Source organism: Psychrobacter sp. Ps3 (genome assembly GCF_022129275.1).
Taxonomy (GTDB): Bacteria; Pseudomonadota; Gammaproteobacteria; order Pseudomonadales; family Moraxellaceae; genus Psychrobacter; species Psychrobacter submarinus.
In genome coordinates this window covers 1-13,636 of record NZ_JADQAL010000008.1, presented here as the reverse complement: position 1 = coordinate 13,636, position 13,636 = coordinate 1, and the positions used below count along the sequence as shown (strand labels likewise).

The 13,636-nt window shown below is 42.9% G+C and carries 12 protein-coding genes; 8 read left to right on the top strand and 4 right to left on the bottom strand.

The window, feature by feature from the left end:
* Window positions 1-435: 435 nt before the first annotated feature.
* The 6 genes from I3248_RS04000 (at window position 436) to I3248_RS03975 (ending at window position 5,234) form a co-directional block, all read left to right on the top strand.
* A complete protein-coding gene (locus I3248_RS04000) occupies window positions 436-1,596 on the top strand; it encodes an NAD(P) transhydrogenase subunit alpha (protein WP_238062641.1) in 1,161 nt (386 codons plus the stop codon).
* Between the two features lie 136 nt (window positions 1,597-1,732).
* Window positions 1,733-2,071: a proton-translocating transhydrogenase family protein gene (locus tag I3248_RS03995; protein WP_051397413.1), complete on the top strand. Its 339-nt coding sequence runs from the start codon at window positions 1,733-1,735 to the stop codon at window positions 2,069-2,071.
* On the top strand, window positions 2,068-3,468 hold the full coding sequence (locus I3248_RS03990) for an NAD(P)(+) transhydrogenase (Re/Si-specific) subunit beta (RefSeq protein WP_238062640.1): 1,401 nt from the start codon (window positions 2,068-2,070) through the stop codon (window positions 3,466-3,468). Before I3248_RS03995 ends, I3248_RS03990 begins: the two co-directional genes overlap by 4 nt.
* A 283-nt stretch (window positions 3,469-3,751) precedes the next feature.
* A complete protein-coding gene (locus I3248_RS03985; protein ID WP_238062639.1) occupies window positions 3,752-4,294 on the top strand; it encodes an acyl-CoA thioesterase in 543 nt (180 codons plus the stop codon).
* A gap of 93 nt (window positions 4,295-4,387) precedes the next feature.
* Window positions 4,388-4,597 (top strand): Fe-S cluster assembly protein IscX, encoded by a 210-nt coding sequence (gene iscX / locus I3248_RS03980; RefSeq protein ID WP_011279849.1) that lies wholly within the window; start codon window positions 4,388-4,390, stop codon window positions 4,595-4,597.
* A gap of 58 nt (window positions 4,598-4,655) precedes the next feature.
* Entirely contained in the window at window positions 4,656-5,234 is a 579-nt protein-coding gene (locus I3248_RS03975) for a GyrI-like domain-containing protein (protein WP_201558492.1), read from the top strand.
* 77 nt (window positions 5,235-5,311) lie between these two features.
* On the opposite strand, the gene dapE is transcribed toward I3248_RS03975, so the two are convergent.
* The gene (gene dapE, locus I3248_RS03970) at window positions 5,312-6,523 is read right to left on the bottom strand and encodes a succinyl-diaminopimelate desuccinylase (protein WP_238062638.1); all 1,212 of its coding nucleotides are present in this window, start codon (window positions 6,521-6,523) and stop codon (window positions 5,312-5,314) included.
* 53 nt (window positions 6,524-6,576) lie between these two features.
* On the bottom strand, window positions 6,577-7,332 hold the full coding sequence (locus I3248_RS03965) for a 2OG-Fe(II) oxygenase (protein ID WP_238062637.1): 756 nt from the start codon (window positions 7,330-7,332) through the stop codon (window positions 6,577-6,579).
* Window positions 7,333-7,478: 146 nt separating this feature from the next.
* Here I3248_RS03965 and rlmJ point away from each other — a divergent pair, with 146 nt between their 5' ends.
* Window positions 7,479-8,375, top strand: a complete 897-nt coding sequence (gene rlmJ / locus I3248_RS03960; RefSeq protein WP_025644060.1) for a 23S rRNA (adenine(2030)-N(6))-methyltransferase RlmJ — start codon at window positions 7,479-7,481, stop codon at window positions 8,373-8,375.
* A gap of 9 nt (window positions 8,376-8,384) precedes the next feature.
* The gene (gene pssA, locus I3248_RS03955; RefSeq protein WP_238062636.1) at window positions 8,385-9,329 is read left to right on the top strand and encodes a CDP-diacylglycerol--serine O-phosphatidyltransferase; all 945 of its coding nucleotides are present in this window, start codon (window positions 8,385-8,387) and stop codon (window positions 9,327-9,329) included.
* A 113-nt stretch (window positions 9,330-9,442) separates the two neighbouring features.
* Here pssA and I3248_RS03950 read toward each other — a convergent pair whose 3' ends face one another.
* Window positions 9,443-11,248: a hybrid sensor histidine kinase/response regulator gene (locus tag I3248_RS03950; protein WP_238062635.1), complete on the bottom strand. Its 1,806-nt coding sequence runs from the start codon at window positions 11,246-11,248 to the stop codon at window positions 9,443-9,445.
* 453 nt (window positions 11,249-11,701) lie between these two features.
* Window positions 11,702-12,331, bottom strand: a complete 630-nt coding sequence (locus I3248_RS03945; protein WP_238062634.1) for a response regulator transcription factor — start codon at window positions 12,329-12,331, stop codon at window positions 11,702-11,704.
* Window positions 12,332-13,636 lie beyond the last annotated feature (1,305 nt).

The following is a 13,636-nucleotide window of genomic DNA, read 5'->3' as shown; positions in this document are numbered from 1 at the left end:
ACTTAGCCAATTGTGATGTCAGTCATGGCACTACCATAGCATAAACCTATAGCGATAGAGGATAGGCATTGACTAAGTAAACCATCGGTGCGCTCAAAGCAGCAATATATGCAAAAAATAGAATGTATACATAGCTATTATTGTCAATAATTTTCTGATATAACAATAAAAGTTATAGCCCAGACGCGACCTCTAACTTTTTATTTACTTATGAGTCATCATTAAACAATGAAAGGTAGGGGATGATGTCTCTATAATAAAAACAGATGATGAAGATAGTATTATCATTTAGGGAATTGATAATCTTTGCTCAGTGCTTTACTTCACAGAGTACGAGCTGAGCAGGGTTTTTTTTGCGCCCACTATTTTATCACTCAATATAGCCATAAAGCCAAAGCTTGTGATCAGTCAAGTATTTGCATGTAAGGAGACGATATGAAAATCGGTGTTATCAGTGCAGACAGCACAACTGAGAGCCGCGTAGCACTAACCCCAGACGCGGTCAAAAAACTGCGTAGACATGGGTTTGAGGTCGTCGTTCAGTCAGGCGCAGGTCTTGCAGCCTATTATACAGACGACAGCTATCAGACAGCTGGAGCCGATATTGCTAGCAGCAGCGCTGAGGTGGTTGAGCAGTCGCAAATTATTACCACTATCAGTGACTTGCCAGCTGAGCTCACCGAGACGCTAAAGCCTAAGCAAATCGTCGTGGGTATGCTAGATCCTTACCGTAATACTCAGCTAGAGACTTATGCGACCAAAGGCGCGACTGTATTTGCGATGGAGCTATTGCCACGTACCTTGTCGCGCGCGCAAAACATGGATGTCTTATCCTCACAAGCCAACCTTGCCGGTTATAAAGCGGTACTCTTAGCAGCCAATGAGTACTCACGTCCTTTTCCTATGTTTATGACCTCAGCAGGTACCGTCAAGCCTGCCAAGGTGGTCATCTTAGGCGTCGGCGTAGCAGGCTTGCAAGCGATTGCTACGGCAAAGCGTCTAGGCGCTGTGGTTGAAGCAAGTGATTTGCGTCCTTCTGCACGCGAGCAAGTCGAGTCGCTTGGCGGTAAATGGCTAGATGTACCGATGAGTGAGGAAGAAGCGCAAAAGGCCAAAGCAACCGGCGGTTATGCATGGACGCCCTCAGAGCAGTATATGAAAGATCAAGCGGCAGTGGTGGATAAAGCGCTAAGCGGCGCTGATATCGTCATTACCACCGCGCAGATACCAGGTCGTGACGCTCCAAGATTGGTGCATAAGACCACACTCGATAAGATGAAAGCCGGCTCCGTGCTGATCGATATGGCAGCGGGCACCGGCGGCAACGTTGAAGGCGCAGTTGCTGAGCAAACCATCACTACAGATAATGGCGTGCGTATCGTTGGCGCGGCAAACATTCCGTCTATGCTCGCCGCGCAGTCCTCAGATCTTTATGCCAATAACTTAGTGAACTTTATCACAACTTTGATTGCTGAAGATGATGCGAATAATGACGCTGCACCGAACCAACTGGCACTTCATTTAGATATGGAAGATGAGATTCAAGGCGCGCTGGCAGTGACCCATGAGGGTCAAGTACGATTGGCGAAGCGCTAAGCGCTAAGCGGCTGACTACTGAGTTACTCAGCTATGAGTCTTTGTTATATCACTAATGAATCTGTCAGTAACGAATAAATTTTAGGAGGATAAAATGATTGCTACTATTTTAGCAGCCGCGCCAGCTGGCGCCGCTATGGCTAGCACGCCATTTGTCGCAATTTTTACCGTATTTGTACTCGCGATCTTTGTGGGTTATTACGTGGTTTGGGGTGTGACCCCAGCTTTGCATACGCCATTGATGGCAGTCACCAATGCGTTATCTAGTATTGTGATTGTTGGGGCGATTTTGCAGACCGTTGTTATCGATAACCAAGTGTTTACGGCGACGAGTTTGATCGGTGCTTTTGCTGTGTTTTTAGCCAGTATCAATATCTTTGGTGGTTTTTCTGTGACGGAGCGCATGTTATCAATGTTCAAACCTAAACCCAAAAAAGCGCCAGTGGTAAAAACGGATAATGGAGGTGATGCATGAGTGATTTAACAAACTTTATCGCCACTAATGCGGACTGGTTTTATTTAGCTGGCGCTATTTTATTTGTCTTGACCTTACGTGGACTCTCAAGCCCAAAGACCGCTATCCGCGGTAACCGTTTGGGTATGGTCGCGATGGCTATTGCCGTTATCACCACTTTCTTCTTGGCCGAAGGTCCGATCATGTGGATGATCATTGGTGCTATGGTATTAGGCGCGGCTGTTGGTATTTGGAAGTCAAAAACGGTAGCGATGACACAAATGCCAGAAACTGTGGCTTTGATGCACTCCTTAGTTGGCCTAGCGGCAGTAGCGATTGCTTTGGCAACGGTATTACATTCTGATCAAGAGTACAATACGGTCACCCGCTTAGAGCTATTTATTGGCTGTTTCATCGGTGCGATTACCTTCTCAGCCTCGGTCTTTGCCTTTGGTAAACTTGCCGCAAAAAGCTGGGCAAAAACGGTCAATGGCGGCTGGGTCAAGCCCGTACAAGCGCTATTATTTATCGCGATGCTAGGCTTTGGCGCAGTATACTTTATTACTGATTCGCTCACTGCCTTCTACATTATGACGGTATTAGCAATCGCCTTTGGTTGGATGTGGATTGCGCCAATCGGCGGCGGTGATATGCCAGTTGTTGTGTCGCTCCTTAACTCCTTCTCAGGTTGGGCTGCAGCAGGTATTGGTTTTACCCTTGGTAACTCGATGCTAATTATTGCAGGCTCACTGGTCGGTTCATCAGGGGCAATTTTATCTTATATTATGTGTAAGGCGATGAATCGCTCATTGATTAACGTTTTATTCGGTGGAATGGGCAGTGCAGCGGTGGCAGGCGGCGCTGATGACGGCGCGCCAAAGAACTATAAGTCAGGCTCAGCAGAAGATGCAGGCTTTCTTATGTCTAATGCTAGCGACGTCATTATCGTACCGGGTTATGGTATGGCGCAAGGCCGTGCACAGAATGCGGTCAAAGAGCTATATGAGCTACTAAAAGAAGAGGGCGTCAATGTACGCTTTGCTATTCACCCGGTTGCCGGTCGTATGCCCGGTCACATGAACGTACTATTGGCAGAGGCTGACGTTCCTTATGATGATATCTTGGAGATGGATGAGATTAATTCAGACTTCCCAAGTACTGATGTGGTGCTTGTCATTGGTGCTAATGACGTGGTCAACCCATCAGCCAAAGACGATCCCACGTCACCAATCTTTGGTATGCCTATCTTAGAGGTAACCAAAGCGCAAACGGTTATGGTCATCAAGCGCTCAATGAGCACAGGCTATGCTGGTCTAGATAACAGTCTGTTCTATATGGATAAGACTATGATGATCTTTGGTGATGCCAAGAAAATGGTGGAAGAGATGGTACGCAGTATCAATGGCGGCGGTCATTAATTAGCTATTAGTACTTTTTAATAAGCATTTCTAGTAAAAAAGTCACTCCGGTGGCTTTTTTGCGTTATGGTATAGCGCCATTATTTCACTTATATAGTGAGTTCATTATAAAAACGACACAGCGGGACTGGGATGCTTTTGTTTAAATACTAGTTATGCAGCCTCTGTCTGCGTAGGCACAGCACGCCAGTAAAATTTATACCAGTTCCGCGGCTAAAAACCATATATCTATTTTATTTAGAATCGACTATAACACACAGAACAAACGCGAAAAGAGTTCCTTATGAATATGTTAATCCGTTTTTTTATTATGACAAGCTTACTCAAACAACAGCTCAAGCAGCAAGAAAAGAGTGATAATAAAACCCTAGATAGCGAGGCGTTGAGCGCGCCAATTGTTCGCCATTATCGAGTACTACCGCATGATATGGGCTTTCGCGATCACCTACCCAATTATCGGTACTTGTCCTTTATTGAGCTCAATATTACCCGTTGGCTGATGGCTTGTGTCCATCAAAAGGGTATTAAGCCTTTAAACTGGGTCATCGCTATGCAAGAGATGATCTATCTTAAAGAGATTAAGTTTTTGGATAAAATGACGGTCAGTAGTGTACTTGCCGGCTGGGATAACAAGTATATCTACTTTGAAAGCCGCTTTTTTGTCAAAAGCCAACTGATGGGCGTTGGGATGACCAAGTTTGTACTAAAAGATAAGCAAGGCAATAAATGCGAGTCAAGTGTGCTAGATATGAATGGTAAGAAACTAAGCGATGTCATTGATAGTTGGAATCAGCATCAAGTCGCGGTTAAGTCTGAGAGACGTTAAAATGACGCGTATCTATACAGCAGGCGATAAAGTTTGTTAGGATAGCTCATAACACTGATATAAAGCTTAATCAATAATAAAAGAGGTAAGATTATGACCCCACAAAAACTCAAATGGACCGACAGCTTAGATATCGCCATCGAGTTATACGAGAAATTCCCTGAGACCGATCCGCAGTATATTCGTTTCACTGATTTGCATCGCTGGGTGACGGAATTAGAAGGCTTTGATGATGATCCGCAGCGCTCAAATGAAGGCATCTTGGAAGCGATTCAGATGAACTGGATAGATGAAGCCGATTAAGTTGACTTTACTTGCAAAGTATTGGTAATCAACTCTTTAATATGCATCAGGAAACACTATGAGCTCACAAGTCAAAGAGCTATCGGAAGCGATAGTTTGTAAAGGCATTAGCGTGCGTACTACTAATAATGCTGAAATTAGTTTTGAGACCGCGAAACTTGGCCGTTTATGGCAAAAGTTTTATCAAAACCATGTCAGTCACCTGGACGAGGGTGAAGATATTTATGGCGTTTTTCATAACTATGAGAGCGAGGATCTAGTCGGTGCCTTCGATGTGGTCGCTAGTTGGAAAGTAGAGAGCGAGCCAGCGGCAGGGCAGAACAGTAGCGAAAGTAATAAGCGCAGCGAAGAGAGCAGTAAAGATAGCAAAGACAGTAACGTTCTAAGCCCTGAGAATATTTTAAGTGCTGCTCATGGTAGCGATGTCATCACGGTGACTATCCCTGCAGGTAAGTATTTAGTGTTTACCGAAGAGGGTAGAATGCCCAATACAGTGATGAATGCATGGGAGAAGGCTTGGGAGTATTTCCATAATTCAGACTGCGAACATACGCGCACTTATAATGTCGACTTTGAGCATTATATCGGTGGTAATTTAGAATACGGGCAGCTGGATTTATATATTGGTATTGAGTGAAAATAAATCATCAGCTAACAAAAAGCACCAGTAATTGGTTACTGGTGCTTTTTTATTTTTCAATTCTATTTACACAGTTAATCTAGCAATAAGTTCTCTAATATTCCTTCATATATCTGCGCCAGTTTTCCTAAGTCATCGACTTCGACCTTTTCATCGACTTGATGAATAGTGGCATTACGCACGCCAAGCTCAACCACTTGCGCGCCAGTAGGAGCAATAAAGCGGCCGTCGGATGTCCCGCCCGAAGTAGAAAGCGTAGTATCAGTACCAGTTACTGACTTAATCGCATTCTGGCAAGCGGAAACCAGTTTACCTTCGGGCGTTAAGAACGGATTGCCGGATAATTTCCAATGAATATCATAACTGGCGTCACTATTAGCAAAGTGTTTATCGAAGATAGCATGAGTCTTTTCTTTGAGTTCTTCCTCAGTCGTTTCAGTCGAAAAACGAAAGTTGAATACAGCTTCTAGTGTTTCAGGAATGACGTTGGTCGCGCCCGTACCACTGTTGATATTAGAGATTTGCAAGGAAGTGGCAGGGAAGTAGTCGTTACCAGAGTCCCATTCAGCAGCAGTCAGATCGCTGAGCGCCGCCATTGCCGCATGAATCGGATTACTAGCCAAATGCGGGTAGGCGACGTGACCTTGTTTACCTGTGACCGTCAGCTCTGCTCCTAAGGAGCCACGTCTGCCGTTTTTAATAATATCGCCGAGGGTATTGGTACTTGAAGGTTCACCGACTAGGCAGTAAGTTATTTTTTCATCGCGCGCTTCCAAGGTTTCGATAACCTTCACCGTACCATTGATTGAGGGGCCTTCTTCATCTGAGGTAATCAGCATAGCTATTGAGCCTTTGTGTTCAGGGTGACTCGCGACAAAACGCTCGCTTGCAATAGTAAAAGCCGCGATGCCAGTTTTCATATCAGCAGCACCGCGCGCCCATAGATAGCCATCCGCTATAGTTGGCGTAAAGGGTGGATAGGTCCAATGATTCACATCACCAGTTGGTACGACATCGGTGTGACCGGCGAAGCAAATCACAGGGCTAGCCGCGCCGCGCCGTGCCCATAAGTTTTTGACCTCAGCCTGCTCGCCTGTTTTGTCTCTATCACCGAAGTACATAAACTCACAGTCGAAGCCTGCTTGCTCTAATCGCGCTGACAATATATCTTGACAGCCGTCATCATCTGGCGTGACTGAAGGACGCTCAAGCAGCTCAATGCTCAGATCTAACGTGGCTTGTTGATGGTTTTGCGCTAAGACGTTTTTGTTATTATTGTCTGACATAAGAAACCTTGTACTAGAATTAATTTTATTAGAATAAACAATTCAACGGATAGCTAACCTTCCTCAACAAAAGGCACTAAACCGTCACGGCGCATCCACGTGGCAATAGAATAGCGCTGACGATGGGCGGTTTGCACTTGATGTTGTAGGTCGCTATTGAAGATAATTAAGCGATTGGCAAGCGGCATGACTTCATGATGGACGCCGTGATTATCCACAATTTCAACCGCGCCGCCGTCTATCTCTTCCCAGTCGTCGTTGAGATAAAATACCGCAGATATCACGCGCTCATCACGGCCTGCCGGGTTGTCACTATGCCACTTATAGCCAAAGCCGGGTGGATAGCAGGCATAATGCGCCTCACTATGACGAATACCAGTAAATAGCGTCCGGTTCAATAGAGCCGATAGCGCATTGATAGCCTGTAGGTAATAAAACCCAGCAAAGAAGTCCTTGGTGATCCAGCGAATGTTATCACCGCGAATATTGCTTACCCGAATGCCAGCGGTAAGCTCAGCTTCACGGTAGTCAATAAAGCCACTTTCCGCCTGCAAGGCAAGCAAGGCTTTATCTGCAAAAACATCATCGAGTACCATCCATCCATCCGCAACCAGTTTATCAAGCGCGCTATCGCTGAGTCTATGCGCCCAGTCGACCTCAAAGTCAGACAGTTGCAAGAGGCGTTGGGTTAAGCCATCAGTGCTTGCGCCTTGTTTATCATCTGGCGTAAGCTGCGGCGGATTACCCATGCCTATAGGCTTATCAACCGCGAGGGGCGTTATCTTAAGATTGCTAGTAATCATTGTCATGTTGTACCGTCACTCTTTACGAATTACTAAAGTGCTATTAGCGCTTATCAACGTTCAATCAACGTCTAATTACCAAAACCCACGTTATCTTTTAGGCTTCCTATGCTACCATAGATGCAATTCTTGTTATTTAAACTTTTGAGACTATGAACTATAAACATGCCTACCACGCGGGTAACTTCGCCGATGTGGTGAAACATATTTTGCTTGTGCAACTGCTCAATCAATTAAGCCAAAAAAACAAACCTTTTTATGCTCTCGATGCTTACGGTGGTCGAGGCCTTTATTCGCTGGCAAGCGAAGAGTCGCGTAAAACAGAGGAAGCCAAAGGCGGTATCCAAGCGTTATTAAAAGCTGAAAACTTAGATATGGAAAAAGCGCCTACTGCCGTCAAAGACTATATGGAAGGCATCAAGCAAGCGCGTTTTACCTATGACAATAAAGTCTATCCAGGTTCGCCTTGGTGGATTGCTCATCATATCGAAAAAACCTCGATTGAAAAGCCAGATAGTAGCGTGCGCGGTGAGGCTTTTGAAGCTAAGGCAAGTGAGTACGATGCACTGAACTATCAGCTGCATAAGCTACCGATTGGTATTCATCATCGCGATGCATTCGAGGGCATTACAGCAGTTGTACCGCCAAAAGAGAAACGCGGCCTGATATTTCTTGATCCGCCTTATGAGCAAGAGCACAAAGACTTCACTCGTCTCATCGATCTACTGGTAGCTGCCTATAACAAATGGCCACAAGGAACTTATGCGCTGTGGTTCCCGATTAAGAATATTGACGCGGTTGAGCTATTCTACAAAAAGCTCAAACGTACCGATATTAGGCGCCAGCTTATCTGTGAGCTTAATATCTATCCAAACGATGTGGCCGTTGGTCTAAATGGTACCGGTATGTTGGTTATTAATCCGCCTTGGCAGTTTGATAATCATGCGCGCGAAATATTACGCTTCTTGCAGCCTGCGCTTAAAGTTGCTGATGCACCAAACATGACCCCTGATAGCGCGACCAATGTACGCTGGCTGGTCGGCGAATAAGGATAGGTTATGAGTATGGAGAACGGCATTAGTAATAAAGACGAAATTATCGATAATCAAGCTACTGGTGTTACTGAAAAATCAGCTGAGCTGCCGCTCAATGATAATTTAGGTCATATTAGTGATAGTGCCGCCACGCAGCCGCCTTATCTCGACGAGCATGAGTTTAACATTCGCTTAGCAGATAATGACGATTATGAAGGCCTCACCTTTGAAGTCATTGAGGCAGAAGGTGCCGAGGGTCAGCAAGTAGTGAGTCGCGGTGTCTATTTGGCCCCCAATTTGATTACCACCTTGTCGTTGTTGTCTGGCTTTTATTCGATTTTAGCGAGCACCAGTGGCGAGTTTTATAAAGCCGCTTTAGCGATATTTTTATCAGCTATCTTGGATGGTGCCGATGGACGAGTAGCGCGTATGCTCAACGCGCAAAGCCCGTTCGGTGAGCAGTATGACTCTTTAGCTGACCTGTTGGCTTTCGGTATCGCGCCTGCTATCTTGGTCTATAGCTTTGCCCTAGAGCCTTTAGGCCGTATTGGTTTGGGCTGTGCTTTTGTCTTTACGGCTTGCGGCGCGTTTCGTTTGGCGCGTTTTAACGTGCAAGTGGGCATCGTCGATAAAAAGTACTTTGTGGGCCTTGCTAGTCCTTTAGCGGCGATCTTAGTCACCGCAGCGGTCATGGTTGCCATTGACCACAATGAATGGGTGGGTCAATATGACACCTTAATTATGATTTTGTTCGCCGCTTGGGTGGTGATTTGTGGTTTGCTGATGGTTAGTAACGTTAAGTACTATAGCTTTAAAGAGTTCGATAAAAAGAAAGTGCCTTTTGTCGCTTTGATCGTTGCCGTTCTAGTTCTAAGTATTCTTATTTATGATATTCCTGTTGGTATCTTAGCTATCGGCGTTATCTACGCGTTATCGGGCATTTTTACGACGATAAAAGCGAAGCTCTAAAAACGATATCGTATTACAAATCCCGTTACCTATGGATCAAAAGCCGCTTGCTTAGTAAGCGGCTTTTTCTTATTTATGCTGATTCTTGTCTAGGCTGATAACCATAGCTTGTTCTATAGCGCCTTTGCTGCGAGTTGTTGTAAGTGGTGACGTAAAATAAGCGGGTCTATAGGTTTATGTAGGATAGTTGGATTGACCGCTTTTGTCGCTTTGAGGAGCTTAGATGAAGTATTGGCGGTTAGTAGAATAAAGGACGCTGAGTGGCAAAGAGCAGTACTGCTAGCGTTTTGAATAGCGATAATGACCTCCTCGCCAGTTTCTTTGCCAGCTAAGCGATAATCAGAGATGACAATATCAGGTTGATGCACCTTAAAAGCTGTGAGCGCTTGTGCCACGGTTTGTGCAGCAACAGCTTTACAGCCCCAAACCTCCAATAACAGCTGCATTGATTTGAGCAAAATATTGTCGTCATCTACTACTAATACCGTCTTTCCTGATAGGTGATTGACGGCAGTATTGCTATAGAAGATGTTTTCATCATCTTTTTCGCAGATAGGCAGCACGATAGAGAACTGGGATCCTTGGTGCAGCGTAGACTTTACCTCTAGATCTGCTTTTAATAACTCAGTCATACCTTTGACGATAGCCAGCCCAAGTCCTAATCCTTGATTTGTCACATTATTACGCTCTATTTGATGAAAAGACTTAAATGCCTGCTCAATCTCTTGCGGCGTTAGGCCACTCCCTGTATCCCATACACTGATACGGCAGTACTCTAGCGTCAAAGAGGAGTGATTTGTAGATAATTTACGCACACCAATCACCACACTACCTTTATTGGTATAGCGTATGGCGTTGCTGATTAAGTTTCTTAATATCAGTGCCAGCATGATAGGATCGGTTATGACACACAGGGTAGTGGGTTTAAGGCGTAAAGACAGCTGCTTATGCTGGGCTTGTATACTAAACTCATCAACCAAGTTTTGCAGAATACTATTGAGCTCAGTTGCAACAAAATGAGGAGTCATCGCGCCACTTTCTAAATGCGCGTAATCCAACACTGAATTGAGCATCTCACGACTCGATTGGCTAGCAGAGCTGGCGTAATTTACGATTTGTGCTTGCTGACTATCAAGATTAGTATCCTTAAGCGCTTCAATAAATAAGCTTAAGGCTTGTATTGGCTGACGCAGATCGTGGCTGGCTGCCGCCAAAAACTGAGTTTTGGCTGAACTGGCTTTTTCTATTTCTCGAGTCTTTATCTGTAGCTGCGCTACTAGGTTATTGTTTTCTAAATAGATCAAGATAGCTTTTAGCGTATTGATAGAGGTATGCTTGGCAAAGAAAATATTGAAAAACAGCAGACCTATAACGGCAAGCCCTAAAATACTAAACTCGGCCCCGTCTATGTAGGCGAGTAACAACACCCACATGAACACACTCGGTAATACATAAGCAATGTAGACGCGCCAAAATATAGCTAAGCTTGAGATTCCTCCGCTCATAATACCCAAATGCAACCCTAGCAGTATAATAACTTGCGTGGAGTTCTCAATATTGGTCATAAAGGCTTTGCCAATAGCAAGCGCCCAAAGACAAGCAATTGCCAAAGTGCAAATAAAAAGAACGCTATAAACGGCATAATGCGCTAAGTAATGATCGTTATTTTTAGAGGTGGACTGCGGCACCTCATAAGTCAAAGTAAAAAAAGAGCTGGCATAATTATCAGGTAATTGATAGTCAAGGCTATTTAAAATCGCGCTTTGTTTTGGCTTATTACTATCATTTGTACTTTTATCTGTGATTTGCTGTGCTAAAGCTCTAATTTTTTGCCAGCTTGACCAACAGATATAGAGGATAACAAGATGAAAAAGTGCCCAAATGACAATCAGTAGTTTGGCCACATTGATCTCCATCATAGGCACACGCTGTAGCATAGCGATAAATATAGGTAGGCAAACAATCATTGCTGCAGAAAAAAACAGAATCAAAAATGCAAATATTCTCTTTAAAAATTCAACATTTAACGTATTAGGCTTACTAAGGATAAGTCTCACACAAAGCCAGAGTACGCCTACGATTATCGTATGATATGCCAGCCAAATAGTATTTAACGTCTGCTGATTGGCACTCAAATCATAAGTGACAAACATAGTCGCGAAAAAACAAAGACTGATAAAAATAATGCCTAAGAGTGTTAAAGGTAAGTTCCTAAGCAGCAGTCTAATCTGCGCGGCCAAAACTAATTTATGATTATAGGTGCTCGGGATTATGCTAGGAAGAGTTTCGATATCGTCGTCATACATAGTCAATAATCCATATCAGTGCTATATAAAACTCTTGCAAAGACCTTTATGTCCAAAAAGCTATGTTCATTCTGGCCTAGCGAGATAACCGGCTTGTTGAGCGGCAATAATGATTTTGGTGCGGTTGTGGACTTCGAAATGATCCATCAAGGTGGCGATATGATTACGCACTGTGTTTTCACTTAAAGACAGCTTATCAGCGATATATTTATTGCTATGACCTTCTGCTATAAGCGCTAATACTTCTAATAGCCGAGTGCTTAGCAAGGTTTTTGCTTGAATAACGATAGGAGAGTGCGGTGTTTGGAAAGATTCGCTTTTACTTGGTAAGCGGCTCATTAATAGTGACTGTACTGTATTACAAATGAGAGTGGAGTTAGAATTTTTATGCAAAAAACAACAAGCACCTAGCTCTAATGCTCTATTGATCTCTTCATGATTATTCGTAGCAGACAAAAGCATAATACGCGCTTTAGGCCAGTGCTGTTGCAGGATAGCCATACCGTCGATGCCATTGAGCCCTGGCAGACAAATATCTAGTAATATTACATCGACTTCTTCTGTAAGACTTGTCACATCGCTGATTTTCTCAATTTCGATAATCTCAGCGTCTATTTTATTCTTCAGAATGAGACGCAGCCCCGCCCTAAATAGAGCATGATCATCCACCAATAAGACAATTTTTCTTGTTTTCATGTACTTTATCCATTAGCTGCTTTGTCTATATTTACCTAACGTTCGCTATGATTAATACACTTATCTTATTCTTCATAATAAGGTCTAATTTACAGTTAATAACATACTATTTAATTAGCGTTTGAAAAAATTACTTTACTATATTCAAATTAACGAATATACTTATAATTAAACATTGTTTGACTTGTCATAGATAGTGTAGCAGCTTTAGTAACAAAGGAAAGGTAATAAAAAGGAATTTATTATGTTAAATCATATTTATCGCGTCCTCTCTAACCGTACTACAGACTGTTATATAGCAGTGAAGGAGGTTGCCAAATCAGGTAGTAGATATAGTAATTCAGTGAGTACTAATACTGGGGTAACTAGTCACGATAAAATTTAATGTTCTATATAAGTAAGATGCTATTTGTAGTAGCATTCTTAAAGACCACTAAATGGTAGTAATGTCGGTATAAGCTATACCTTCGATTAAGTAAGACTGTATTGACTGAGGAATAAGTAGGCCTATTACTATTGTCCTAGGTCTACTAATACTATATTTTGATAATAGATAGAGTTAATTCTAGTGCTAAGCTGTTGAAATCAATAACACTTAGCCGATAGACTTAAACCAAACCAAAATAAACTCAAATTTAAGCTTGACGGTCAGAGCAAAGCGCGTATAATGCCACCCAGTCGAAAGGGAAGGCGGATTAGAAAGTGGTTTACCACTGACTCACACATTAATAGCGCAGCTATTAAGTAATTATCTAGCCTACTAAATTAATTTAAAATAAAATAATTTATCTCTTGACAACTTATTTAAACCGTCTATAATACGCACCTCATTAAGGGGTAGGGCGAGATAGAGACTAAATAATTTAGTCAAATCAAACTCTTAACTTACTGAAACAAATTATAAAAAAGCTTGACAAACATAATTAACATGATATGATAGTCAGCTCGCTAATAACAATAAGCACATTGCTGAGTTATTAGTTATATAACTCTTTAACTGGACGACAGTAAAGAGACACTATTTAAAATCAGAACTAAAGAACAACTTGTGTGGATTTTTGCTGAGATAAGAATGCTAAAAATAAAGTTGGTTTGAACTTCTTTTCGGAGTTTATACTAACTATAAAAATTATCATTTAATCAGCAGAAAAACTCAAAGTTAATTCATTACGAACATAATTTTTAGCGATTTGCCAGATTAAATGAGCCAAGATTAGAAGTCATCTTACTATTTATAGTGAAGACTTCAAGCAAGATTAAACTGAAGAGTTTGATCATGGCTCAGATTGAACGCTGGCGGCAGGC

Bases quoted from the DNA above. Each gene is read 5' to 3' on its own strand.
- I3248_RS04000 (WP_238062641.1), top strand. From the start codon at position 436: ATGAAAATCGGTGTTATCAGTGCAGACAGCACAACTGAGAGCCGCGTA.
- I3248_RS03965 (WP_238062637.1), bottom strand. From the start codon at position 7,332: ATGACAATGATTACTAGCAATCTTAAGATAACGCCCCTCGCGGTTGAT.
- rlmJ (WP_025644060.1), top strand. From the start codon at position 7,479: ATGAACTATAAACATGCCTACCACGCGGGTAACTTCGCCGATGTGGTG.
- dapE (WP_238062638.1), bottom strand. From the start codon at position 6,523: ATGTCAGACAATAATAACAAAAACGTCTTAGCGCAAAACCATCAACAA.
- pssA (WP_238062636.1), top strand. From the start codon at position 8,385: ATGAGTATGGAGAACGGCATTAGTAATAAAGACGAAATTATCGATAAT.
- I3248_RS03990 (WP_238062640.1), top strand. From the start codon at position 2,068: ATGAGTGATTTAACAAACTTTATCGCCACTAATGCGGACTGGTTTTAT.
- I3248_RS03945 (WP_238062634.1), bottom strand. From the start codon at position 12,331: ATGAAAACAAGAAAAATTGTCTTATTGGTGGATGATCATGCTCTATTT.
- I3248_RS03950 (WP_238062635.1), bottom strand. From the start codon at position 11,248: ATGATGGAGATCAATGTGGCCAAACTACTGATTGTCATTTGGGCACTT.
- I3248_RS03985 (WP_238062639.1), top strand. From the start codon at position 3,752: ATGAATATGTTAATCCGTTTTTTTATTATGACAAGCTTACTCAAACAA.
- iscX (WP_011279849.1), top strand. From the start codon at position 4,388: ATGACCCCACAAAAACTCAAATGGACCGACAGCTTAGATATCGCCATC.
- I3248_RS03995 (WP_051397413.1), top strand. From the start codon at position 1,733: ATGGCTAGCACGCCATTTGTCGCAATTTTTACCGTATTTGTACTCGCG.
- I3248_RS03975 (WP_201558492.1), top strand. From the start codon at position 4,656: ATGAGCTCACAAGTCAAAGAGCTATCGGAAGCGATAGTTTGTAAAGGC.